The sequence below is a fragment of the Moraxella nasovis genome (assembly GCF_022701215.1).
GTDB lineage: Bacteria > Pseudomonadota > Gammaproteobacteria > Pseudomonadales > Moraxellaceae > Moraxella > Moraxella nasovis.
This window is the reverse complement of record NZ_CP089976.1, coordinates 861458-881183: the sequence shown is the minus strand read 5'-3', so window position 1 is coordinate 881183 and position 19726 is coordinate 861458. Positions and strand designations below refer to the sequence as shown.

General features: G+C 39.1%; 37 protein-coding genes and 2 pseudogenes. 23 read left to right on the top strand and 16 right to left on the bottom strand.

Features of this window, described 5'->3' with window-relative positions:
- Window position 1 precedes the first annotated feature (1 nt).
- The 14 genes and pseudogenes from LU293_RS04430 to LU293_RS04375 all read right to left on the bottom strand — a co-directional run bounded on the left by LU293_RS04430 (window position 2) and on the right by LU293_RS04375 (window position 7276).
- A complete protein-coding gene (locus LU293_RS04430) occupies window positions 2–502 on the bottom strand; it encodes a DUF551 domain-containing protein (RefSeq protein ID WP_242749282.1) in 501 nt (166 codons plus the stop codon).
- A complete protein-coding gene (thyX, locus tag LU293_RS04425; protein WP_242749280.1) occupies window positions 499–1209 on the bottom strand; it encodes an FAD-dependent thymidylate synthase in 711 nt (236 codons plus the stop codon). The genes LU293_RS04430 and thyX overlap by 4 nt, the downstream gene beginning before the upstream one ends.
- Before the next feature lie 25 nt (window positions 1210–1234).
- Window positions 1235–1669, bottom strand: a complete 435-nt coding sequence (locus LU293_RS04420; protein ID WP_242749278.1) for a nucleoside triphosphate pyrophosphohydrolase family protein — start codon at window positions 1667–1669, stop codon at window positions 1235–1237.
- A gap of 38 nt (window positions 1670–1707) precedes the next feature.
- The gene (locus LU293_RS04415; protein ID WP_242749276.1) at window positions 1708–1983 is read right to left on the bottom strand and encodes a hypothetical protein; all 276 of its coding nucleotides are present in this window, start codon (window positions 1981–1983) and stop codon (window positions 1708–1710) included.
- Entirely contained in the window at window positions 1904–2098 is a 195-nt protein-coding gene (locus LU293_RS09920) for an ANR family transcriptional regulator (protein ID WP_375540351.1), read from the bottom strand. The genes LU293_RS04415 and LU293_RS09920 overlap by 80 nt, the downstream gene beginning before the upstream one ends.
- 8 nt (window positions 2099–2106) lie before the next feature.
- On the bottom strand, window positions 2107–2823 hold the full coding sequence (locus tag LU293_RS04410; protein ID WP_242749274.1) for a hypothetical protein: 717 nt from the start codon (window positions 2821–2823) through the stop codon (window positions 2107–2109).
- Window positions 2820–3446 carry an ATP-binding protein gene (locus tag LU293_RS04405; RefSeq protein WP_242749272.1) on the bottom strand — a complete coding sequence of 209 codons (627 nt, stop codon included), beginning with the start codon at window positions 3444–3446 and terminating at the stop codon, window positions 2820–2822. The genes LU293_RS04410 and LU293_RS04405 overlap by 4 nt, the downstream gene beginning before the upstream one ends.
- Before the next feature lie 112 nt (window positions 3447–3558).
- Window positions 3559–4065 (bottom strand): annotated as a pseudogene (locus LU293_RS04400) (siphovirus Gp157 family protein).
- A complete protein-coding gene (locus tag LU293_RS09815) occupies window positions 4062–4193 on the bottom strand; it encodes a hypothetical protein (protein WP_256462124.1) in 132 nt (43 codons plus the stop codon). The pseudogene LU293_RS04400 and the gene LU293_RS09815 overlap by 4 nt, the downstream one beginning before the upstream one ends.
- Window positions 4190–4378, bottom strand: coding sequence for a hypothetical protein (locus tag LU293_RS04395; protein ID WP_242749264.1), 189 nt, complete (start codon window positions 4376–4378; stop codon window positions 4190–4192). The genes LU293_RS09815 and LU293_RS04395 overlap by 4 nt, the downstream gene beginning before the upstream one ends.
- Before the next feature lie 10 nt (window positions 4379–4388).
- A complete protein-coding gene (locus LU293_RS04390) occupies window positions 4389–4595 on the bottom strand; it encodes a hypothetical protein (protein WP_242749262.1) in 207 nt (68 codons plus the stop codon).
- A 13-nt stretch (window positions 4596–4608) separates the two neighbouring features.
- Window positions 4609–4836 carry a hypothetical protein gene (locus tag LU293_RS04385; protein WP_242749260.1) on the bottom strand — a complete coding sequence of 76 codons (228 nt, stop codon included), beginning with the start codon at window positions 4834–4836 and terminating at the stop codon, window positions 4609–4611.
- 593 nt (window positions 4837–5429) lie between these two features.
- Window positions 5430–6416, bottom strand: coding sequence for a thermonuclease family protein (locus LU293_RS04380; RefSeq protein WP_242749258.1), 987 nt, complete (start codon window positions 6414–6416; stop codon window positions 5430–5432).
- A gap of 119 nt (window positions 6417–6535) precedes the next feature.
- The gene (locus LU293_RS04375) at window positions 6536–7276 is read right to left on the bottom strand and encodes a LexA family transcriptional regulator (protein ID WP_242749256.1); all 741 of its coding nucleotides are present in this window, start codon (window positions 7274–7276) and stop codon (window positions 6536–6538) included.
- A gap of 104 nt (window positions 7277–7380) precedes the next feature.
- Here LU293_RS04375 and LU293_RS04370 point away from each other — a divergent pair, with 104 nt between their 5' ends.
- The 18 genes from LU293_RS04370 (at window position 7381) to LU293_RS04285 (ending at window position 14666) form a co-directional block, all read left to right on the top strand.
- On the top strand, window positions 7381–7626 hold the full coding sequence (locus LU293_RS04370; RefSeq protein WP_242749254.1) for a helix-turn-helix domain-containing protein: 246 nt from the start codon (window positions 7381–7383) through the stop codon (window positions 7624–7626).
- A 16-nt stretch (window positions 7627–7642) separates the two neighbouring features.
- Window positions 7643–7876 (top strand): helix-turn-helix domain-containing protein, encoded by a 234-nt coding sequence (locus LU293_RS04365; RefSeq protein WP_242749252.1) that lies wholly within the window; start codon window positions 7643–7645, stop codon window positions 7874–7876.
- Window positions 7873–8706 (top strand): replication protein, encoded by an 834-nt coding sequence (locus LU293_RS04360; protein ID WP_242749250.1) that lies wholly within the window; start codon window positions 7873–7875, stop codon window positions 8704–8706. Before LU293_RS04365 ends, LU293_RS04360 begins: the two co-directional genes overlap by 4 nt.
- On the top strand, window positions 8699–9307 hold the full coding sequence (locus LU293_RS04355; protein WP_242749248.1) for a hypothetical protein: 609 nt from the start codon (window positions 8699–8701) through the stop codon (window positions 9305–9307). The genes LU293_RS04360 and LU293_RS04355 overlap by 8 nt, the downstream gene beginning before the upstream one ends.
- Window positions 9304–9615, top strand: a complete 312-nt coding sequence (locus LU293_RS04350; RefSeq protein WP_242749241.1) for a hypothetical protein — start codon at window positions 9304–9306, stop codon at window positions 9613–9615. The genes LU293_RS04355 and LU293_RS04350 overlap by 4 nt, the downstream gene beginning before the upstream one ends.
- Entirely contained in the window at window positions 9612–9986 is a 375-nt protein-coding gene (locus tag LU293_RS04345; RefSeq protein WP_242749239.1) for a RusA family crossover junction endodeoxyribonuclease, read from the top strand. Before LU293_RS04350 ends, LU293_RS04345 begins: the two co-directional genes overlap by 4 nt.
- Window positions 9983–10216, top strand: coding sequence for a hypothetical protein (locus LU293_RS04340; RefSeq protein WP_242749237.1), 234 nt, complete (start codon window positions 9983–9985; stop codon window positions 10214–10216). Before LU293_RS04345 ends, LU293_RS04340 begins: the two co-directional genes overlap by 4 nt.
- The gene (locus tag LU293_RS04335) at window positions 10216–10380 is read left to right on the top strand and encodes a hypothetical protein (protein ID WP_242749235.1); all 165 of its coding nucleotides are present in this window, start codon (window positions 10216–10218) and stop codon (window positions 10378–10380) included. The genes LU293_RS04340 and LU293_RS04335 overlap by 1 nt, the downstream gene beginning before the upstream one ends.
- Entirely contained in the window at window positions 10377–10601 is a 225-nt protein-coding gene (locus LU293_RS04330; protein ID WP_242749233.1) for a hypothetical protein, read from the top strand. The genes LU293_RS04335 and LU293_RS04330 overlap by 4 nt, the downstream gene beginning before the upstream one ends.
- Window positions 10594–11061 (top strand): NinB/YbcN family protein, encoded by a 468-nt coding sequence (locus LU293_RS04325; RefSeq protein WP_242749231.1) that lies wholly within the window; start codon window positions 10594–10596, stop codon window positions 11059–11061. Before LU293_RS04330 ends, LU293_RS04325 begins: the two co-directional genes overlap by 8 nt.
- Window positions 11051–11254: a hypothetical protein gene (locus LU293_RS04320; protein ID WP_242749229.1), complete on the top strand. Its 204-nt coding sequence runs from the start codon at window positions 11051–11053 to the stop codon at window positions 11252–11254. The genes LU293_RS04325 and LU293_RS04320 overlap by 11 nt, the downstream gene beginning before the upstream one ends.
- A gap of 63 nt (window positions 11255–11317) precedes the next feature.
- Window positions 11318–11578: a hypothetical protein gene (locus LU293_RS04315; protein WP_242749227.1), complete on the top strand. Its 261-nt coding sequence runs from the start codon at window positions 11318–11320 to the stop codon at window positions 11576–11578.
- Window positions 11575–11907 (top strand): hypothetical protein, encoded by a 333-nt coding sequence (locus LU293_RS04310; protein WP_242749225.1) that lies wholly within the window; start codon window positions 11575–11577, stop codon window positions 11905–11907. The genes LU293_RS04315 and LU293_RS04310 overlap by 4 nt, the downstream gene beginning before the upstream one ends.
- Before the next feature lie 57 nt (window positions 11908–11964).
- Window positions 11965–12357 (top strand): DUF3310 domain-containing protein, encoded by a 393-nt coding sequence (locus tag LU293_RS04305; protein ID WP_242749223.1) that lies wholly within the window; start codon window positions 11965–11967, stop codon window positions 12355–12357.
- Window positions 12354–13127 carry a hypothetical protein gene (locus LU293_RS04300; RefSeq protein WP_242749221.1) on the top strand — a complete coding sequence of 258 codons (774 nt, stop codon included), beginning with the start codon at window positions 12354–12356 and terminating at the stop codon, window positions 13125–13127. The genes LU293_RS04305 and LU293_RS04300 overlap by 4 nt, the downstream gene beginning before the upstream one ends.
- Window positions 13128–13151: 24 nt before the next feature.
- Complete coding sequence (locus LU293_RS04295) at window positions 13152–14054, top strand: N-6 DNA methylase (protein WP_242749218.1); 903 nt, start codon at window positions 13152–13154, stop codon at window positions 14052–14054.
- Between the two features lie 10 nt (window positions 14055–14064).
- Window positions 14065–14415, top strand: a complete 351-nt coding sequence (locus LU293_RS04290; protein WP_242749215.1) for an antiterminator Q family protein — start codon at window positions 14065–14067, stop codon at window positions 14413–14415.
- Window positions 14416–14492: 77 nt separating this feature from the next.
- Complete coding sequence (locus tag LU293_RS04285) at window positions 14493–14666, top strand: YdcA family protein (RefSeq protein ID WP_242749213.1); 174 nt, start codon at window positions 14493–14495, stop codon at window positions 14664–14666.
- 332 nt (window positions 14667–14998) lie between these two features.
- Here the strand turns inward: LU293_RS04285 and LU293_RS04280 are convergent, their stop codons facing one another.
- Together LU293_RS04280 and LU293_RS04275 are read right to left on the bottom strand one after the other, a co-directional pair.
- Window positions 14999–15409, bottom strand: coding sequence for a type II toxin-antitoxin system HicB family antitoxin (locus LU293_RS04280; RefSeq protein WP_242747592.1), 411 nt, complete (start codon window positions 15407–15409; stop codon window positions 14999–15001).
- A 32-nt stretch (window positions 15410–15441) separates the two neighbouring features.
- A pseudogene (locus LU293_RS04275) lies at window positions 15442–15599 on the bottom strand (type II toxin-antitoxin system HicA family toxin).
- A 133-nt stretch (window positions 15600–15732) separates the two neighbouring features.
- Here LU293_RS04275 and LU293_RS04270 point away from each other — a divergent pair.
- From LU293_RS04270 to LU293_RS04255, 5 genes are all read left to right on the top strand, one after another.
- Window positions 15733–16197, top strand: coding sequence for a terminase small subunit (locus LU293_RS04270; protein WP_242747596.1), 465 nt, complete (start codon window positions 15733–15735; stop codon window positions 16195–16197).
- Window positions 16194–17444 carry a terminase large subunit domain-containing protein gene (locus tag LU293_RS04265; RefSeq protein ID WP_242749202.1) on the top strand — a complete coding sequence of 417 codons (1251 nt, stop codon included), beginning with the start codon at window positions 16194–16196 and terminating at the stop codon, window positions 17442–17444. Before LU293_RS04270 ends, LU293_RS04265 begins: the two co-directional genes overlap by 4 nt.
- Window positions 17445–17559: 115 nt before the next feature.
- A complete protein-coding gene (locus LU293_RS09810; RefSeq protein ID WP_256462123.1) occupies window positions 17560–17688 on the top strand; it encodes a hypothetical protein in 129 nt (42 codons plus the stop codon).
- A gap of 1 nt (window position 17689) precedes the next feature.
- The gene (locus LU293_RS04260) at window positions 17690–19090 is read left to right on the top strand and encodes a DUF4055 domain-containing protein (protein WP_242749200.1); all 1401 of its coding nucleotides are present in this window, start codon (window positions 17690–17692) and stop codon (window positions 19088–19090) included.
- On the top strand, window positions 19083–19724 hold the full coding sequence (locus tag LU293_RS04255) for a hypothetical protein (protein ID WP_242749199.1): 642 nt from the start codon (window positions 19083–19085) through the stop codon (window positions 19722–19724). The genes LU293_RS04260 and LU293_RS04255 overlap by 8 nt, the downstream gene beginning before the upstream one ends.
- Window positions 19725–19726 lie beyond the last annotated feature (2 nt).

Sequence of the window (19726 nt, the reverse complement as noted above, 5' to 3'; positions counted from 1 at the left end):
GTTATTCCTTATTTTTTTTTGAAGGTGCAAGTGGCAGTGGTTGCCAATATTCAACCTCATCAACTTCTGCGATAAAATAACCATCTTTTCTGCTAAAACATTGGAAGTAATCGCGACTATTGCCATCGTCACTTACTGTATCAGTATCTACCCTATATTCAGCAATTCTACTTACTCCATCATAAACAACAATAACTTCTTGATTTGTTTTGGGCAGACTCTCTTTTGTTCTTATCCATCCATTATTTTTAATAAGCACATCAAATATATTTAGCGTATGATAACAATCATCAACAGCTTCTATACCTTGACCGTCATCAATCAAATAAGTCAAATAATTTAATTTGGAATGGATGAGACGGTGTATTTGTTTGATTAAATGACCGCTTGTGCCGATGCTATTTACTAAGTCTTCTGCAAAACTGCAAATATGCTCTTGACCTTCTAGGTCATATCTACGAATCAAGTCTTTAATCAACTTTTCTTTTGCGAATTCTTTCATTTCTTTGTTAGTCCTTTTGTTAGTACGTGCCACGATATTGGATAAAGCAGGGCGATAATATCGCTCACCATCTTAGCTAGTTCTTGGATTTCTTTTTGGGCGTGGCTATCACTACGCAAATTGTAAAATCTAGCATAAGCAAGCAAAGAACCCGTCCACACCCATTCAGTCATAACGCCTTGTGGTAACACAAACCTAGCCTGTTCAGGTGCTATACCGTTTTCAATCATCTGCTCGTACATCTGGATAGCATTTTGACATTGTATCTCATACTCCTTCTGCCAGTAATTCTGCTTTTCTGTGCTTAACTCAGCACCGCTACCCTGTTTGATGTTACCATCAGGGGCTTGACGGAATTTTGGAATAAATAGTTTGGGTTTTGATTTAATGTATCTGCGTGATACTTCATTCTCAACAAAACCAATTTTATGCTTAAAGCACTGTGTTCTAATTGATATTGGTGCTTCAACACGCAAAGTAATAGCCGTGTGAGCGAACGGTATCTCATGCTTGTGTGTAGCTAGATACTTAATCAATCGTGCGTTCTCATCTTCAGGAAACTGTTTAGCACGCTTAGAATAGCTGACACGAGCAGAAGTAACTACGCTGTTATCATTGCCCATGTGGTCTATGTATTCTACGTTAATGCCTGTTTTATTTTGATTTGGTTCATCGGTGTTAAATTCACTGTTAATCTTTTCTTTCATTTCTTTGCTCCTTTTTCCAGTTTCGTCATACAAACTGTTCTAACTTCGGTGCTTCATAATCTGCGCCTTTGATAATCTTGCCATGCTCATTTCGGATAGGCTTGCCATTTTCAAACTTAGACCAATTCGAACGGTTTACTTCATCTAACGCACCATGAATGTCCATTCCCATGTATTCTGCTACACCGATTGCCGTTACGATTTGGTCACAGAGTGCGTCAAGTAGGGCAGTACGGTCTATTGATTGGATAAACCCTGCTACCTGTTCATTTGTACCGCCTTGTTTTAGTTCATCTGCTATCATGACAATCTCGGGGAGGGGTTCGCCAGTTAGAACTTCTATCATTTCCGTCACTTCTTCAAAATGACAACCAAGCTGTACTAAAATATTTTTATTGGTTGGTGCAGGCGTGGCGGTTTTGAACCATTCGCTAATTGATTTTAGGGTATCGTTACTCATTTCATTTCTCCAATTTGTTAATCAAAATTTAAACAATTTTAGCGACAAGCGTCTTTGCATATTAGCCCTTTAAGTAATCCGTAAAGCCCATCATACTTGCTTTGATTTTTTATACGCCATTGCAACTTCAGCATTGGTACATAAAATAGGAATACCCATGAGGTTACAACAATACACATATCATCAAAAATAATATGATAGTAACCAGATTTATTGGATTTTTGATTTATCATATTAGTAGCTACTCTTATTGATTTTTCTTGAACGCTCAAGTAACGATTTGCAAAATAAGTATCTTTTTTTGTAATATTCATGATTAATACTACATAGACACCCATTCATCGCCTCTTTCCACAGTGATTGTGCTTTTCTAAAGTGACCGCTACGTTCACACATAGCGGCTTGGTATTGTTTTGAATGCTTATTCATACTTAACCTCAAAAAGGAATGTCATCGTCTTTCACGCCTGCTCCATCAGCGGCGTCTTGGGGCGGTCTTTGCATTGACGTGCTTGGGCTAGGGGTCATGCCCTGCGGATAGCCATGTGGGGCTTGTGGGGCGTAACCTTGGGGCTGTTGCGAACGCTCCGCTGTTTGCTTGCTTGTCTCTGATGACTTTTGCGCATAAGCGATGGATTGTTCAATTTGCCCATCAACTATGGGTGTGTTATTTAAAAACTGCTTGGCATTTTGCTTGGTTTGGTAATGATAAACGGCTGATAGGTTTAAATTGTGCTTAATGCCGTTTTTCCCCTGGTAGTAGTTTTCCGATAAGATAATACCAACATAAGCCCCAACAAGCTCATTAGCTACCAAGCCTTGCTTATCCACCACGCCACCAGCTTCAAAATCATATGCCTTGTAAATTCCTTGGCTATTGCTTAACCCTTGGATATTATTAAAAGCAAGAATTGCATTGATTTGATGATAGCCTGATAGGCGTTCGCCTTGATTGCTTTCATAATAAATCTTGATTTCGTCCGCTGTCTCATTTTGGGCGTTTATAAAGTTTAAAGCGATGAATTTCGCTCCGTTCTGTGATACGCTCCAATATGCTTGCGTGATTTTTACCGCATGAAATTCATGCGGGCTAATACGGCTTGATGAATTGGCTTTGGCAGCTGAACTGTCATCACGGGTAAAATAAAAGTTCATGAGTTTTCTCCTGTTTTTGGGATATTGTAGTAGTCGCAAATTGCGTCATCTACGAAGTTTAAATCATTGGGAATTAACACATCATCGAACATCTCAAAGGGTGTTTTGACGGTGGTGTGTCCGTTGTTTTGGGTAATAAAATAATGCCCATTGTCAATGTGGGTTTGTAGTACAATACCCACCATGCCCTCGGGCGTGATTTTTTCATCAAGCATTTTGCCGATGGTTTTTAGCTTGGTTTTGCCGTCCACTTCATCAGTATGCGATAAAATATAAACACGCTGATAATCTTTCATGTGATAGTTGATGGTGTTTAGAATGTTCCAAATTCCCTTGCCGTTGGCGGTGTATTTGTCAAATCCCTTAATATCGCTATCACGCATAAAGCGGTTACTCATCAAATACTGAAAGTCATCTATCACGATGATGGGGGCTTTTGATTTTACTAGAAGGTAGCAAATCTCATCGGTGTTGTCTGTTACCACCGTCTTAAAATTCGCCCCTTTAAAGGGTAGGCGTTTGCCCACCACGTTAAAAAAACCAACCAAATTAGGGTCTAAGTTTTTAAGCGAAAATGATTTACCGCTCCCACTATGACCTAAAATAAAAGCTCCGATTGCCATAATCACACACCTTTTAAAATCATACCTTAACAAAAAAGATAGCAGGCGTGGCGGTTCAAGGTATGAAAATAACCGCCGTTCGGTTTGCAATTCCTAGCCTGCTAAAAGGGTTTTAACTAATTCTAATATGTTGATTTTGCACAAGTGCCACGCCATCAATCACAACACCTGCTTTTAACGCTTTGGCAAGAGAGGTATTGTCCGCCTTAATCTCTACCTTTTGAAATTCTTTGGGTAGTCTTGCAGGGGATACGTCAAGGCGTACTGATGGGGCGGATTTTTAAATCCATATCTTGCCTGTGGCAAATTCAAACTTATTGCGTCCAGAAGTTTGCATGGCGCTGAATACCGCATTTTTTAGCCTGTCATGGTTTCTTTGTAGCGATTGTTTTTTGCGATTTAGTCGGTCAATTTCCGCCTTAAACGCTTCAATACTGCTATCAAGATTTAACAAAACATAGCGGTAACTTTCTAATTTGTCGCTCAAATCCCCATCAATTAAGCCAAGTAGTTCGACAATTTCGTCGTCATCAGGGGCAGGGCGTTCGTTATCATCTAACCGCTCGCCCAAGGCTGTCATTCGGCTTTGGATTTCTTGATTGATTTGATATAAATTCATTGTATTTTCTCCACTAATTCATCATATCCGATACATTCATCAAGGAGTGCCATGTCCTGCTCATACTGCTCTTCATCAGTTATCTGCTCTTGTAGCAGTTCAATATACCAATCGCCTGTCAAGCTCATTGTTCCACCCCCCATTTTTTGGGGTCGCATTGAATGTTATACCCCTGTAATTTCCACGACATACATTCTTCAAAGTCTGCTTTTGCTTGTTGAGTGATTGCAATATCAAAACATTTTAAAAGTGCTAGGCATATCACAACTAACATCATAAAAAAACCAAGTGTATTTAAAATTTTATGTTTCATTGCAAAATCCTTAAAATGGCACATCAATATAGCGAAACCGCTCAAGCTGTCTTTTGTGTGCCGGCTCAAGGCTCGGTTCAATATCATGCAAAAACTCTAATACTTCTTGATTTTTGCTAATAAGATGCTTATTTGACAGTTCTGCAAGCTCAAGTTTTCTGTTAAGAATATCAATCTGATTTAGTAGATGCTTAACAATGCGTTTTCTTAAGTTCATATATCCTCCCGATTTAAGTTGATTGATTAAGAAAGACGATGTCTTTGTTGCTGAAGTCAAATGCTATAGATAAGTCTCTAAGTATCATTTTTTGAATTCTTGTTTTGCGTTTAATACCTTGCTTTACAAAATAAAATGGGTTGCTACTTGCATTTGGTGCAACATAAACTTCAATATCTGACACCCGCATTTTGTTTTGTAGATAGTCTTGAATAATTTTTGTGCTGTGTGTTTGAATCATTTTTAATCTCCTCTGGGTTGCTTCGTCTTGATGTGTGTATTATGCAATATTGCATTGAATAAGTCAAGCGTATTTGCATTAAAATAATGCAAATAATGCAAATAATGCAAAATAATTTTTAAATATATGATTTTTAAAGAAATTTTTTTTATTTATAAAATTTTGAAAAAATTATTGTATAATAATCATCAATACGCCCCCTACCGCTGTTTGCCGACGGGCAAGAAAAGTAGGGGCTTTTATAGCAGGGTAGAGCATTCGCCTTGTGGTGGTTGTAAGTTCAAGTCTTACTGACAACGCCAAATTTGCTGACCGACCTATGGACGGAACAGCTACGAAGCCATCTTTTTGGCTTTTGTTTTATTCCAACAAGGCAACTTAGCTGAGATAGATTAGCAGCAGTCCGAAACACTGCATAGGTTGGAGCGTTACCAACAGTTGCCACCATTTTAAGTCGCAGGTAACGGTATTTTTAATAACTCCCCTAGTCCTGCCAATCTTACGAGATTGGGCTAACAGGCTGGGGGCTTTTTATGGGCGAAAAAAAATCCCCTTATTCTTAGGAATTAAGGGGATTTTTAAAGGCTAGGGGGTTATTTACACAAACTCTCGCACGGAACGCCATCACCATCTTTATCAAGGCGTGATACACCGCACACGTTTAGATAATGCTTAGCTTCACTACACGTTGTCATCTGCTTGCAATACCGTTTACTACCACATTGCCCACCACTGCTTGCCAAATCTCTTTTTTCCTGCGATTGGGCTATCTGTTGGGTCTGGATAGGGGTGTTTTGCTCGCCACGCTTGGCACGTCTAAAATCGCTAGGATAGATGGGGTTTGGTTGCGACCAAATGCCGAGTTGTTGCAGGCGTGCATTGTTTTCTAAATCAATATAATAATTATCTTTAAGATATTCACGATAAGCCCACGCCATGCCGATAGCCACCATTTCTTGATTGATGTTTTTATCGTTATAATACACTTCTGCGACAGTGCGACCGTATTTGTCCGTTTGTTTTGCGTCAATTTCTACTGTTTTGTTAAAAATCATATCGGATAGGGCTTGCTTACTAGCTGTACCAAAATCTTGTGCTTTCTCTGGTGCATCTATCTGGTCAAATCGGATTTTGATTTGCGTCTTATCGTCGGTTAAGCAGTTGATAGTATCGCCGTCTGATATGCCCACGACTTTACAAGACACATCGTATTTTTGGATAGTTACGGGCGGTTCTTTGGTCTCGATTGTCGGTGGTGATACTACGACAACAGGCGGAACGGATGGAGCGGTACTTTCAGCAGGTGGCGGTGTGGTTGCGACAGGCTGGGCAATTTCTTGCTTGATTTCACGCTCTTTTTGCGCTCTTTGTGCTTGTTCAATCTTTCTAGCTTCTTTCGCTTTTTCTTTGACAGCAGGCGTGGCGAACACACCGACAGAGAACAAGGCAACAACCGATGACAATATGGTAACTAAAAACGGTTTGATTTTTAATTTACACTTGATGGGCGGTGTAATAAGCAAGGCACAAAACAGCATAACCAAAGTGCCAAAGCCATTTACCGTGTTGCTAAAAAACATAAAAACAGCTAAAAGCGCAATAATGCCAGCCCACGCCCACGATAAGAAATTAAATACTTTTTGGATTTTATTGCTCATCTGCTTGCCCCAAAGTTTTCAAAATATCCCATTTTGTTTATTTACCACACCATCAGACTAGACCAATTCCACACCCAGCCTAGCACTTGGATATTTTCGCTGTCAATCTCGTCCCCTGTGATTATTTCATCTTTATATTTTGGATTGTGACTGCGTATAATTAGACCTCCGTCTGGGCGAGGAATTAGGTATTTTACTCTAAGCATATTGCCGTGGCGAAAGGCGTAAATCTTACCTTCTCGGACGTCTGTCTTGCTTGTATCAATAGCAATCATTGAGCCGTCCAATATCAGCTCTTCCATGCTATCGCCCCGCAATGTCATACACACAACCTTACTCGGTGTTGCCCCTGCACGGCGTGCGGCGGTATAGGCATAGCGGATTTTTCTACGTCCTTCGTCGTGTACATCGCTATCAAATCCGCTACCGCCCAAAAATTCAGTATCTTTATAAAATGGTACTTCAAACTCATCATCATACAGCGGCGTTTCGCTATCCCAAAACTCCATATCTATTGCGTCTTGTTCGTCTAGTTGGGGTTCGTGATTTGGTTTTTTCTTTTGTTTTTCCAAATCCGTATAACGCAAGTCTGCCATAGGAACACCAAAAAAGTCCGAATATTGCTGTACCACACTATCTCGTGGGTTTTTGGTTGAGCCATTTAAAATGCGACTGGTAGTTGTTTGCGTAATGCCTGACTTGTCTTGCAGACCATTAGCGTTTAACCCTTGTTTTTTCATTAAAAAATCAAGGTTTTTTGCAAATAATAAGACATCAGACATTGTAATCACCTATTTTTAGTTACGCCCTATCATTGTATCAAAAACAATGCAAAAACGCATTACTTTTTTTTATTTCAATATTGCATTAAAAACCCTTGATTTTAATGCAAAATAGCTTTAAAATAGATGAATTTAATGCACAAAAGAGAAAAAATATGCAAGCAAGAGAAATGTTGCGTGAGCTTCAATCTATAAAAGGGGTGAGCTTGACGAAACTTGCAAAACAAATTGGGATTACGCAATCAACAGTACAGCGCATTGCAACAGGAAAAACCAAGCATTGCCACGCTGACACTTATATCACTATTTTGGAATTTTACAATCAAACAAAAACCCCTAGCGACAACTAGGGGCAGGAGACCAAAAATGCAAAAACATCGTACCAAAAAACCCACAAAAAAGCAAATGATTTTAGAACATTTGCTATCAGGTCGTACACTCACACAGCTAGAATGCACGAACTTGTATCATTGCACACGTCTAAGCTCTGCTATTCATGAGTTAAGGAAAGCAGGTCACGATATTGAGACGATTAAGTGCAAAAATACAGAAAGCGACGGTACGCACGGCAAATATAGATATATCGGAGTAGCGTCATGAGTAATTTTATCGCTAACAGCTTTCAAGTACCCAACGCTTTGATTGATGAAATGCTAGATAAAATCAGCGGTAATGCGTGCAAAATCTACTTGCTTATCGTGCGTAAAACACGTGGCTGGCATAAAGAAACTGACCGCATTAGTTACAGTCAAATCAAAAAAGCGACAGGGATTGGTAGCTATGCGACGATTGATAAAGCATTATCTGAACTTGTAGAAATAGGCTTAATCAGCGTCAAAAGTGGGAATGAAAAACAAGCGAACGAATACCGATTGAATGATGATTTTACTATTACAAAAACTGTAAAACCAAAAAACTGTAGTACTACAAAAACTGTAAAAGCTATTACAGAAAATGTAAAAGCTATTACAGAAACTGTAAAGGGGGGTATTACAGAAACTGTAAACACAGAAATACATTCTTTTAAAAACACTAATAATAAATACACTAAAGAGAAAGACAAGAGCGAAAACCCAAAAACGCAAAAAACTTCATCGGTTAAAAAACCATCAGACGTATCTGACGATGTTTGGCAAGATTTACTACACTTTCGTAAACAAAAAACCAAAACCGACATGACAGCGACCGCTTGGAAGCGAAACGAAAGTGAATTACGCAAAGCTCAATCCATGACAGGCGAAAGCATGGACGAGTTAATCGCCTTTTGGCTATCGGCAGGGTGGCAAGGTTTTAATGCCAAATGGTATCTAAACCGCATACAAGATAACGAACAAGGGGCGTTTTTGACAGAACTTCAAGCAGTTGATAATAAATTTAAACAAAACCCATTTGCTAACCCACAAGCGTTTATCGGAGCAGACCATGAATAATCAACTATCAACGGTTACAGCGACCATCTTTGCCATCAAATCCATTGTGCCAAAGAACTTTGCTAAAACTTTTGACGGTCTGACAATGGAGCAAATTGCTGTTGGGATGAACATTTGTATTTTTGATTTAAGCCAAGAGCAGATTGAACAGGGCTTGATAGCAGTTAGAAAAAACGGCTTTTGCCCTGACCCTGCTTTGTTTCGCCGTTGGTGCTTAGGGCTAAAAGATTTTGATAACACAGACGTTATCGCAGACAGCTACATCAACAAACACGGAGCGTTATCACAAATCATCAAATGGCAAAACGACCCAAAAACGCCAATCACAGTTGCGATGAAGCAAGCCTATGATGAGACCTACCATCTTTGGATAAGTATTCAATCATCAAGCGATACGACAAAAGCAGAATTGGCGTTCAAAGACTGTTATCAGATGATAGTAAGAGAATTTGTTAAGAATAAAAAACTTTGTGAGCCTTACGTTATGCCAACCGCTATCAGTCAATCATCAAACGAACAAAAGCACACGCCCGTTGATGGCAAAGAAGCCCAAATGAACATTGACAAAATTAAACGCACACTGGGGAAGAAAGTAGCATGAATTTACTATCAGGCTATCTAAAATTATATTTGAACAGCCAAAGTGATGAACCTAACATGGAGCTACACGGCGAATGGCAACACAGGTTCAAAAAGAAAAAAGAGAAAGCGTTTAAAAAACAGCGTAATTTCAAAGTCTGTTTTTACTTAAAAACACTTTGCGATAAAACTGTTCATGAAGTATGCGAATTTAAATGCTATGCAGACGAGCTTTCACAAGTCATCTATCAAATGGGCAAGCAAATCATCGATGAACACAAAGAGTGGCAATTTAATACTTTTGAAAGCTATGCGGTGGTGAGAGTATGAAACACTTAGCAAGTTTGGTTTTGCCTATGCCACCAACGGTCAATCAGTACTGGCGTTCTGCAAGTAACGGTTTTGCAAAAGGTGTCAAAGTTTATTTGTCAAAGCAAGCCCAAGCATACAAGCACGAAGTTTATCAAATCGTCAAAAAAGCAGGTTTAGACATACGCACCGACAAACGCCTAAAAATGTACGTTATGCTTAATTTTAAGGATAAGCGTAAAAACGACTTAGACAATCGCATGAAAGGCTTATTAGACGCTTTAACGCACGCAGGCGTGTATCAAGATGATAGCCAAATTGATAAATTGATTGTAGAGCGTGGCATTGAAAAAACAAATGCAGTAACTGTAAATATTTGGGAACTACCATGAAACTATTTATCAAAGACAGCACAATCACAAGCCCTACACACGTTTATAAGATACAGCAGGGCAAAGACATCTTAACCGTCTGCTATCACAATTTGCACACAAATGACAGCGACGAGCGTGCTTTTAAAGATAAAGACGATGCGTTGGATTGGATTAAAAACACGCACGCAAAAGACAAGATGAAGCCGTGGCTATCTGATGGTGAGAATGTCGTGTTTGAGTATGTGTAATGGCTAAGTATTATCACAAACAGACAGGTGATGTTATAGATGTTGTCAGAGCTTACAGATATGACAATGTTGAGTACGCACAAATAGAACAAGACGGCAAGCTAATCACTATCACATGGGACGAGCTATTACAAGATTATGAACTTAGACGAGAAACAAAATGAAAAATCTTAAATGGTACGACTGGCTTTATATTGTTTTTAGCGTATTGACTGTGTCACCCTTTTGTTTCTATATGTACGGCACTATGTACGGCACTATGATTTTTGGCGATGTATTTTTTAATGCTGAACAAAAACAGATATCGATTCTTATGGCGGTGATTTGGCTTGCTGTTTCGCTTTACTATCGCATGGAAAAAGATTTAAGAAAAATCTATGAGTAAACGCTATCGCATCACAAGCGACAATGTCTTACAAAACTGCGTGGCGGACATCTTAACAAGACAAGAACGAGGCGAGATAGTCAATGTCATCATCACAGATAAGGACGAGACCAGAAGTCAAGCCCAAAATCGCTTGCAACGTCTTTGGGTAAATGAGCTAGCCGAGCAGGGCGATTTGACCGCAGAAGAGTACCGTGCTTATTGTAAATTACATTTTGGCGTGCCGATTTTACGCAATGAAAACGAAGAATTTAGGGCAACTTATGATGAAAGGGTTAAATACTGTTACAGCTATGAGCAAAAGCTACAATTTATGGCATTGCCGTTTGATTTTCCTGTAACTAGATTGATGACGGTTAAACAGCACAAGCGGTATTTGGACGATGTGTATGTGCATTATACGGGACTTGGCTATGTTTTGACTATCCCTGATGATTTAAGGTGGTGTTATGAACGTTGAAACAAAGAATATGAAGAATAAGCGGGAAATCCTAAGCTTAATCGTTGATGATGAATACACGATGAAAGCAGTGGTTAAAATTTGGGGACGAATAGTTTATGTATCTATGGCAAATTGCCCAAAATCCCTAAACGACTTTCAATTAAGGCGGTTGGCGATAAGATTAGCAAGGCGGACGATAAGAGATGAGTAAATTATTTGATTGTATTGTGTTAATCACAGTTTTTATTTTTTCTATGTTAATGGTGGGGACGTTATGAACAACAATTTTAAAAATGGCTATGGTGTAACAGACAAGGGTTTTTTCATTATTTACGAGGATTTAGATGTGGAGTGTGGTTTTCCAAGCCATATACTTAATCTTAATCAAGTAACTACTCTTCGCAGAAAATATGTCAAGTCAAATCCCAGTTTGTCTATTTTATATGTCAATGGCAAGAAATGGTACAAGGGCAAGAGTATTGATGTTGATGATATGCTCAGTTGGATTGAATGGCATATGGGGGCGCAATCATGAAGGATTTTTATTTTAGAAGCGAATTTGCAATTTGGCTAGGCCATCAGTTAGTCAAATATGACCTAACTATGTTTGATTTAAAAGGCAGAACAGGTTGGGAATGGTATAAAACCGCAAACTATCTTAATGACAGACGTTATTTAAGCGATGATGACGCAGAAAAATTGGCATTTATTTTTGATGATGTGCCAAAACGTTTACAGGAAATGCAGACAAAAGCGGTCATGATTGACTGTCATAGATTGAGGGAGAAGTGGCAAATGATAATGAGCGAACAAGAAAAAGAGCAGATGAAAAATGGCAGTCAGAGACATGAACAAAGTAACTGATTTGATTTTGTGTTTTATTTTATTTAGTGCAGGCGTGTATGGAATGGGGGTGTTGTGATGAGCGAGATTAAAATAGGGCAAGTGTGGCAAAACATCAGAAATGGCGAAAAAGCCGAAGTTATTAAGATAGTGGGCGATTTAGTGCTTTTTAAGGTTGGTAACATTATTTGCTACACACCCAAACAAAAATTTTTAAATTGGTTTAGCTTGGAAAATCCCACGCCTGCACAAACCAAAGACGGTCAAAAGCACGACAATATCAACCCATCTCATTACAAATCCCACCCAAGCGGTGTAGAGTGCATTGCTATCACGGAACACATGAATTTTTGTCTTGGTAATGCAGTCAAATACATCTGGCGAGCAGGGCTTAAAACCGATAATGCGATTGAAGACTTGCAAAAAGCCAAGTGGTATATTGAGCGTGAGATTGAAAGGTTGAAAAAATGAACAGTAAAGAATACTACAACTGGCTACAAAAGTTTGAAAAACGCACAACAAGCGATGATGCATTTACGCCACCTGCTGTCTATGACGCTGTCCGTCAATATGTGCATGATGAGATAATGAATTTAGATGGTTTAAACGTAGTACGCCCCTTTTATCCTGATGGCGATTACCAAGCGGTGGATTATGGCGATGATGATATTGTCATTGATAATCCGCCATTTAGCATACTTTCTAAGATTTGCAGATGGTATCAAGAACGTGGCGTAAAATTCTTTTTATTTTGTCAAAACATGACGGCGTTTAGCACGGTGGCAAGAGAATATGGATTGACGGTTATTTTTACCAATAGTGAAATCATCTATGGCAATGGGGTAGAAGTTAAAACGGCATTTATAACGAATTTAACACCACATATTAAAGCCAAATCCGCCCCACGTCTTGCCATGGCGATAAATGCCTTGTTTGCCAAAGCTAATAAGTTGCCAAAATATCAATATCCCCCCAATGTACTAATGGCAAAAGATTTTAATAACATAGATGTAGATTTTGAAGTTAGAGTAGATGAGTGCGTTTTTATCAGACAACTAGATAGCCAAAAGTCGCATAAAAAGCAGATGTTTGGGGCAGGGCTTTTGGTATCTGACCGCATAGCCAAACAAGCCAAACAAGCCAAACAAGCCAAACAAGCCAAACAAGCCCAAATATGGGAGCTGTCAGAACGTGAACGAAAGATTATTGATAGGTTGGGGGAAATGAAAGAACATGGTTAAGCAACGGTTAAGCAAATAGGAAAAATGAAAGAACACAATAACCGAAAAATCGCCAAAGCCCATGCTGAATTCATCACAGGGCAAGCCTTACGCCAATATGTCGCTGATAAAGTCAAACAGTATGTAGGCGATAGCGTTAGCGTATTTGATGGAGCGGTAGGTTCAGGGCAGTTAGAACAGCATATAAGCCCTAAGCACGTCTATGGCGTAGAAATTCAAGACAAAGCGTGCGAAGTGTTTTTGGATAATTACCCTAATAGCAAGGTTTATCACGGCTCATTTTTTGATTTTAATGATGACCATGTAGCAGATTGTGTGGTGATGAATCCACCGTTTTCTATCAAGTTTAAAGAGCTATCAGACAGCGAGCGGACGATTATCCAAAGCGAATTTACTTGGAAAAAATCAGGCGTGGTAGATGATATTTTTGTTTTAAAATCATTAAAGCATACCAAAAGATACGGTTTTTATATCTTATCGGCAGGCGTGGGCTATCGTGCGACAGAAAAGACGTTTCGCACGATTATCGGAAACCGCTTAGCAGAGTGTAGTCGTATTAGCAACGCTTTTGATGATACCGCCATTGATGTGCTATTTTTCATCATTGATAAGCAAAAGACAGATGATAGCTACCAAAGCGAGTTTGTGGATTTTAAAACAGGTGAGATATACCAAGACACTTTTAAGATTGACCCTGATAGATGGGAAACCGCCAATAAACCTACCAAAGATGAATGGGCTGATTTTGATATTAACAAGATAAATGATGAACTTGATGATTTGGTATTAAAAAAGCTTGAAAACAGCCTACAAAATAAGCTTTTGATAAGCCAACTATTTAATCCTACAATGAACTTTTTAGCTTTTATTGACAAAATCATGGGAATTTGTGAGAAATTCAAAAAGCAATACGAGATGTCAAAATAAGGGGTTTTAATTGAACGAATTTCACGAATACGGCAAATGGGCAAGGCATAACCCTGACCGTTTAGGCTATCCATCCCCTTGGCTTGAGATGATAATGCGGGATAACGTGCCAAGCGAGCCGTTATCGTACACCATCACAGACGATAGGGCGATGATGATTGATAAGGCGGTGTGTAAATTGGCAAAGTATAGCCTTTTGCAATACCAAATCTTTTGTATGTATTATTTGGCACGACTAAGTGAGCGTAATATCGCCCAAATGGCAGACGAGCGAATATTAAAAAACAAGCGTAATCGTGTCAAAATTGAGCTTGAAAAAGCGTGTGCGTTTATTGCAGGCGTGCTTGAAGTAGAGAGTTAAAAAAATATTACTTTTTTGTTGCTAAAAGTTTAAAGGTTGTGTACTATATAAGCTCAATTTATTGCAGGAGTTTAAAGATGAACAAGCTAATCACAGCCCTAGTCGCAAGCACACTACTCGTAACAACCCCAGCACTAGCAAAAGGTAAACAACCTTGTAGCGGTAAAAAGGGTGGGATAAGTCATTGCAGTAACGGTAAATTCGTGTGTAAAGATGGTACGATAAGCAAATCTGAGAAAGTCTGCAGATAAACTTGAACCGCTCATACTTGGGGCGGTTTTTACTGTTAAAATTTTTGGTAAGGTAGCTATCAATGATGAAATAAATGTAGAAAAAGTGAAAGTAATACTAGATAATTGGCGATGTTATATATTGCAAGAGAAGAAAAAACTTAAAAAATAGAATTTTTTTTAAAATCAAAAAAAACACTTGACTGGCTAGCCAGTAGCAGGTATAATCTACCCATAATCAAGAAGTGTGTAAATTTTCTTGGTTATTATAAGAATTTGATTTTAAAACCCTTGCAGGCGTGCAAGGGTTTTTTATTTGCCAATCTTTCTAGAAGAAAAAGATAGTTTTTGCTTTACGCCATCAAATCACGACTGGCAAGCTGTGCCAAATAGTTGCTACGGCTTTTATATAGCGATTTATGAGCGGATACTTTTTCATCAATCCGTGCAATCAGACGAGATGGCAAGGTTACGTTGATTTTTTCGCTTTTACCCATATAGGCAGATAGGTCAATATCTACCACCGCCCATGTCATGCCTTGATAGTCTGGGTTTTTTGCATGGTCTGCAACATTTTTGGCAAGTGGAATGTCATCACCGTCCTTTGCTAATCCGTCAAGGTGTAGGCTGATGGCTTCATGAACGCTTTTGATGGCATCATCTAAACTGTTTCCTGCACTAAAACAGCCTGGTAAGTCAGGGACAATCACGCCAAAACATTCATTATCATTGGCAGGGCTTTCAATGGCGATGGGGTAATACATGGGTTCTCCTATGGGATTAAGTGCCAGCTGGGTTAGTTTAACCCAGCTTGTTTTAAATGCTCTTGTAGGTGCCAATGGGTATGTCTTTGTCAGGGTGCTTTACCGTAACTTTCCCCTTTTTAGTGGGGTGTTTGTATTGGTGATGGCTACCAACTACGTTTACTTCATACCAACCGTCATCAATGAGCATTTTGATGATAACACGGCTTTGCACTTAATCACTCCTGTTGTAAATATGGAGTTATTATAACCCCAAATGACAATTAGTTCAAGAGTTATTAGAGTTATTTTTAAAAATATTTGATAAAAAAGGAGCGTAAGCTATGGCGAAACTTACGCCAAAACAAGAACAATTTTGCCAAAAATACATAGAGCTGGGCAATGCGTCTGAAGCCTATCGCCAAAGCTACAATGCTAAAAATATGAAAGATGAAACGGTTAACCGCAACGCAAAAGCCTTATTAGACAACAACAAGATTACAACAAGATTAAACGAACTTCGCCAAGCCCACGCCAACCGCCATGATGTGACGATTGATGAGATGTTATCAGCTTATGATGAAGCATATCAAATCGCCAAACTGAACGAGAACCCAACGGCGATGATTAGTGCCATTAATGCCAAAGTTAAGGTCTTAGGCATGGATAGGCAGTCAAAATCAGAGATTAGGATTAAAGAGTTAGAAGCCCAATTAAAACAGCTTGAAATTGACCGCCTAAAAGCTCAGATGATAGACACTACAGGCAATGAAATTCAAATTAACGTGGTAAGGGTTAAAAATGAATGAAATTAGATTTAACACTGACCGCTCCACAAGACGACTTTGTATTTAGTGATGAGATTTATCCGCTATTTGTCGGTGGTTTTGGTAGCGGTAAATCAGAAGCGTTATTTAAACGCTTAATTATCCAAAAGCTAAAATACAGACAGTTAAGCCAAGGGTATTTTGCTCCAACGCATGATTTGATACGGCTTATTGCTTTTCCACGCATTAGCCAACTGCTGACAGATTGCGGTTTGTCGTTTAAGCTTAATAAATCTGAAAAGATATTTTATATCGCAGGTTTTGGTGAGATTATTTGCCGTAGCATGGATAATCCTGATAGCATTGTTGGTTTTGAAATTGCTGACGCTGTTATTGATGAGCTAGATACCTTAAAGACTGAACACGCTAAAAATGCGTGGAATAAAATCATCGCGCGGTGCCGTCAAAAAAAGCCTGATGGCAAGCCAAACACGGCAGCAGTTGGCACAACGCCAGAGGGCTTTCGTTTTTGTTATGAGCGTTGGGTAAAAAATAGCGGTACGCACTATCAGCTGTATCAAGCACCAACCGCGTCAAATCCTTATTTACCGCCAAGCTATATAGACAGCTTAAAGGCAAGTTATCCACAAAAGTTATTAGATGCTTATCTAAATGGTCAATTTGTCAACTTAACAAGCGGTGCGGTTTACCCTGACTTTAATCGCACGCTAAATCACACAGACGCTACGATACAAGCAGGCGAGACCTTGCATATAGGTATGGACTTTAACGTGCTTAAAATGGCGTGCGTGGTGTTTGTCGTGCGTGATGGTATGCCTTTGGCGGTAGATGAAATCACAGGCGTGCGAGATACGCCAACGATGGCACAGATACTAAAAGAACGCTATGGCGGTCATGAAATTTGTATTTACCCAGATGCGTCAGGACATAACACGAGCAGTAAGAACGCAAGCCTATCTGACCATGATATTTTAAGGCAATATGGCTTAAAGGTATATGTAAATAGCACCAATCCAAGCATTAAAGACCGCTTAAATGCGGTTAATCGCTTAATCTTAGATGGGCAAGGTAAGCGAACATTTAAAGTAAACACCAAGCAATGCACTGAGCTTACAGACGCACTAGAACAGCAGGTGTATGATAAAAATGGCTTGCCTGACAAGGACAATGGGCTTGACCATATCACAGACGCTTTTGGGTATTTTTTAAGCTATCGCTATCCTATATCACGCCCTGTTACACAATTTAATGTGAGTATGTATCTATAAAGCAAAATCCCAAGTTTTGGCGAACTTGGGATTTTTTATTTTCAACATTAGTAAGGAATGATGAAAACTTATGAATAATGATAAACGATTTTTTATAAAATTGCTAGGTATTTTTATGATTGAAATCACCAATGTAACACCTGAGAAAATCGGCAAATTGTTGTGGAAAATCACATATATGATTTGCGTGCTGATTGTCTTTGTAAAACTACCTGACTATATCAATGCAATTAAATGGTGGTGACATGAACCCTGATTATATTTTACCAGAGCTATTAGAAAAGATACCCATTTGGGCGATGGTGCAAGATTGCTACTTAGGACAACACGCCATCAATAAAAAGGGTGAGGTTTATCTGCCTAACCCTAGCCCAATTGATGAGCCGTTTGAGGTAAAACGCCAACGGTATATTGATTATCAAAAAAGAGCGGTTTTTTATAACGCCACACGCCACACAGCTAACGGCATGGCAGGTATGGTGTTCGCTAAGTACCCAACGCTTGACATACCAAAAGAGCTTGAATACTTAAAAAACAGCATTGATGGCGGTGCGTTATCGCTAGTAGGGCAAGCACGCCAAGCTTTTTTGATGTTATTACTTAAAGGGCGTGGCGGTCTTTTGGTAGATTTACATGAAATTAATGAGAAAGGTTATTTACCAACAAAAGACAGCGGTAATAGACCTAAAATTAAGCTGTATGACCCTGAAAATATCATCAATTGGCGTACCCAAATTATCAATAACAAAAGAGTACTTACTTTATTAGCGTTAAGAGAAAATTACGTTAAAGAAAATGGGGATTTATTCAAAAACGAAGTAGGCGAGCAGATTTTGGTGATACGCCAAGATGAAGCACAAGTTTTGTTTGACATTTTTAGAAAAGAAAATGGAAAATGGACAGGCAAAGGCTGGCGTGTCATGAAAAACGTCGATAGCATACCGTTTAGCTTCATAGGGGCAAATGATAATGATGAGACCGTAGATGATGCACCGCTTTATGATTTAGCGGTCGTTAATTTAGCACATTATCGCAACAGTGCAGATTATGAAGAAGGCAACTTCATCGCAGGACAGCCAAGCCTATTCATCACAGGCGTTAGCAATGAATGGTATCAAGATGTGATTAAAAACGGCAATCCGATTAGATTAGGGGCAAGAACCGCTAATTTATTAGGCAGCGGTGCAAATGCCTTTTTATTGCAAGCTAATGCAAACAGTGGCTTATATCAAGCCATGACGGATAAAAAAGAGCTGATGGTAGGCTTAGGGGCTAGGCTAATAGACACTGATAGCAGTGTCAAAACAGCCACACAAGCAGGGGCTGAAATGGCAGAAAAGACATCACAGCTTGCCCATTTAGCTAACAACTTATCAGACGCTTATAGCCGTGCTTTTAATTTTTGTGCAAAACTTTTAGGGGCTAATCATGAATGCGTAGTTACTTTTAACACCAAATTTAACACCGCTAAAATGACCGCACAAGAACGGGCGCAACTTATTGCAGAATGGCAAGGCGGTGCAATTACTTGGGACGAATACCGTGCAAGACTTGTTGATGATGAGATTGCATTTATTGAAGACGCTAAGCAAGCAAAAACGCAAATTGAAAACGATAACCCATTAAACGGAGCAGATTATGACTGAACAAACAAACGAACAAGCTAACCAAGAACAAGCTAGCAAGCAAGAATTTACACAAGACGATTACAACGCCTTAAAATTAGAAGTTGAAAAATTGCGTAAACATAGCGAGACGCTCTTGGCAGAAAAAAAAGCCGAACAAGAAAAGCGTAAAGCTGAACAAGCGGAAAAAGACCGCCTAGCTGAAGAAACTGCACGTAAAAAAGGCGATTTTGAGACGCTAGAAAGTCAATACAAGCAAAGAATTAGCGAGCTTGAAAATACAATCAATGAACAAAACAAACAGCGTGATTTAGACTTAGTAAAGTCGCACGCTGAGAAGTTGGCTAGTAGCCTATCGGATAATCCGAATAATCAAGCCATCTTGCAGATGGTTATTGAAAAAAGATTATCAGCCAAAGACGGTCAAGTCAAAGTATTAGATGATGGCGGTGCTATCACAATAAGCACGCTTGACGATTTGGCAAATGAATTAAAGGGCAGTGGTAAGTATGACAGCTTAATTGTGGGCGTTCGTGCATCAGGCACAGGTTCAACAGGCACAAGTGCAAAGCAAGCAAGCGATTATAGCGAAAGCGAACGTATTACATTAGCGAATAACAACCCTGCTTTATTTCATCAATTATTTGGAGTTTAATA

Bases quoted from the DNA above. Each gene is read 5' to 3' on its own strand.
- LU293_RS04430 (WP_242749282.1), bottom strand. From the start codon at position 502: ATGAAAGAATTCGCAAAAGAAAAGTTGATTAAAGACTTGATTCGTAGA.
- thyX (WP_242749280.1), bottom strand. From the start codon at position 1,209: ATGAAAGAAAAGATTAACAGTGAATTTAACACCGATGAACCAAATCAA.
- LU293_RS04420 (WP_242749278.1), bottom strand. From the start codon at position 1,669: ATGAGTAACGATACCCTAAAATCAATTAGCGAATGGTTCAAAACCGCC.
- LU293_RS04415 (WP_242749276.1), bottom strand. From the start codon at position 1,983: ATGAATATTACAAAAAAAGATACTTATTTTGCAAATCGTTACTTGAGC.
- LU293_RS09920 (WP_375540351.1), bottom strand. From the start codon at position 2,098: ATGAATAAGCATTCAAAACAATACCAAGCCGCTATGTGTGAACGTAGC.
- LU293_RS04410 (WP_242749274.1), bottom strand. From the start codon at position 2,823: ATGAACTTTTATTTTACCCGTGATGACAGTTCAGCTGCCAAAGCCAAT.
- LU293_RS04405 (WP_242749272.1), bottom strand. From the start codon at position 3,446: ATGGCAATCGGAGCTTTTATTTTAGGTCATAGTGGGAGCGGTAAATCA.
- LU293_RS09815 (WP_256462124.1), bottom strand. From the start codon at position 4,193: ATGAGCTTGACAGGCGATTGGTATATTGAACTGCTACAAGAGCAGATA.
- LU293_RS04395 (WP_242749264.1), bottom strand. From the start codon at position 4,378: ATGAAACATAAAATTTTAAATACACTTGGTTTTTTTATGATGTTAGTT.
- LU293_RS04390 (WP_242749262.1), bottom strand. From the start codon at position 4,595: ATGAACTTAAGAAAACGCATTGTTAAGCATCTACTAAATCAGATTGAT.
- LU293_RS04385 (WP_242749260.1), bottom strand. From the start codon at position 4,836: ATGATTCAAACACACAGCACAAAAATTATTCAAGACTATCTACAAAAC.
- LU293_RS04380 (WP_242749258.1), bottom strand. From the start codon at position 6,416: ATGTTTTTTAGCAACACGGTAAATGGCTTTGGCACTTTGGTTATGCTG.
- LU293_RS04375 (WP_242749256.1), bottom strand. From the start codon at position 7,276: ATGTCTGATGTCTTATTATTTGCAAAAAACCTTGATTTTTTAATGAAA.
- LU293_RS04370 (WP_242749254.1), top strand. From the start codon at position 7,381: ATGCAAAATAGCTTTAAAATAGATGAATTTAATGCACAAAAGAGAAAA.
- LU293_RS04365 (WP_242749252.1), top strand. From the start codon at position 7,643: ATGCAAAAACATCGTACCAAAAAACCCACAAAAAAGCAAATGATTTTA.
- LU293_RS04360 (WP_242749250.1), top strand. From the start codon at position 7,873: ATGAGTAATTTTATCGCTAACAGCTTTCAAGTACCCAACGCTTTGATT.
- LU293_RS04355 (WP_242749248.1), top strand. From the start codon at position 8,699: ATGAATAATCAACTATCAACGGTTACAGCGACCATCTTTGCCATCAAA.
- LU293_RS04350 (WP_242749241.1), top strand. From the start codon at position 9,304: ATGAATTTACTATCAGGCTATCTAAAATTATATTTGAACAGCCAAAGT.
- LU293_RS04345 (WP_242749239.1), top strand. From the start codon at position 9,612: ATGAAACACTTAGCAAGTTTGGTTTTGCCTATGCCACCAACGGTCAAT.
- LU293_RS04340 (WP_242749237.1), top strand. From the start codon at position 9,983: ATGAAACTATTTATCAAAGACAGCACAATCACAAGCCCTACACACGTT.
- LU293_RS04335 (WP_242749235.1), top strand. From the start codon at position 10,216: ATGGCTAAGTATTATCACAAACAGACAGGTGATGTTATAGATGTTGTC.
- LU293_RS04330 (WP_242749233.1), top strand. From the start codon at position 10,377: ATGAAAAATCTTAAATGGTACGACTGGCTTTATATTGTTTTTAGCGTA.
- LU293_RS04325 (WP_242749231.1), top strand. From the start codon at position 10,594: ATGAGTAAACGCTATCGCATCACAAGCGACAATGTCTTACAAAACTGC.
- LU293_RS04320 (WP_242749229.1), top strand. From the start codon at position 11,051: ATGAACGTTGAAACAAAGAATATGAAGAATAAGCGGGAAATCCTAAGC.
- LU293_RS04315 (WP_242749227.1), top strand. From the start codon at position 11,318: ATGAACAACAATTTTAAAAATGGCTATGGTGTAACAGACAAGGGTTTT.
- LU293_RS04310 (WP_242749225.1), top strand. From the start codon at position 11,575: ATGAAGGATTTTTATTTTAGAAGCGAATTTGCAATTTGGCTAGGCCAT.
- LU293_RS04305 (WP_242749223.1), top strand. From the start codon at position 11,965: ATGAGCGAGATTAAAATAGGGCAAGTGTGGCAAAACATCAGAAATGGC.
- LU293_RS04300 (WP_242749221.1), top strand. From the start codon at position 12,354: ATGAACAGTAAAGAATACTACAACTGGCTACAAAAGTTTGAAAAACGC.
- LU293_RS04295 (WP_242749218.1), top strand. From the start codon at position 13,152: ATGAAAGAACACAATAACCGAAAAATCGCCAAAGCCCATGCTGAATTC.
- LU293_RS04285 (WP_242749213.1), top strand. From the start codon at position 14,493: ATGAACAAGCTAATCACAGCCCTAGTCGCAAGCACACTACTCGTAACA.
- LU293_RS04280 (WP_242747592.1), bottom strand. From the start codon at position 15,409: ATGTATTACCCCATCGCCATTGAAAGCCCTGCCAATGATAATGAATGT.
- LU293_RS04270 (WP_242747596.1), top strand. From the start codon at position 15,733: ATGGCGAAACTTACGCCAAAACAAGAACAATTTTGCCAAAAATACATA.
- LU293_RS04265 (WP_242749202.1), top strand. From the start codon at position 16,194: ATGAAATTAGATTTAACACTGACCGCTCCACAAGACGACTTTGTATTT.
- LU293_RS09810 (WP_256462123.1), top strand. From the start codon at position 17,560: ATGATTGAAATCACCAATGTAACACCTGAGAAAATCGGCAAATTGTTG.
- LU293_RS04260 (WP_242749200.1), top strand. From the start codon at position 17,690: ATGAACCCTGATTATATTTTACCAGAGCTATTAGAAAAGATACCCATT.
- LU293_RS04255 (WP_242749199.1), top strand. From the start codon at position 19,083: ATGACTGAACAAACAAACGAACAAGCTAACCAAGAACAAGCTAGCAAG.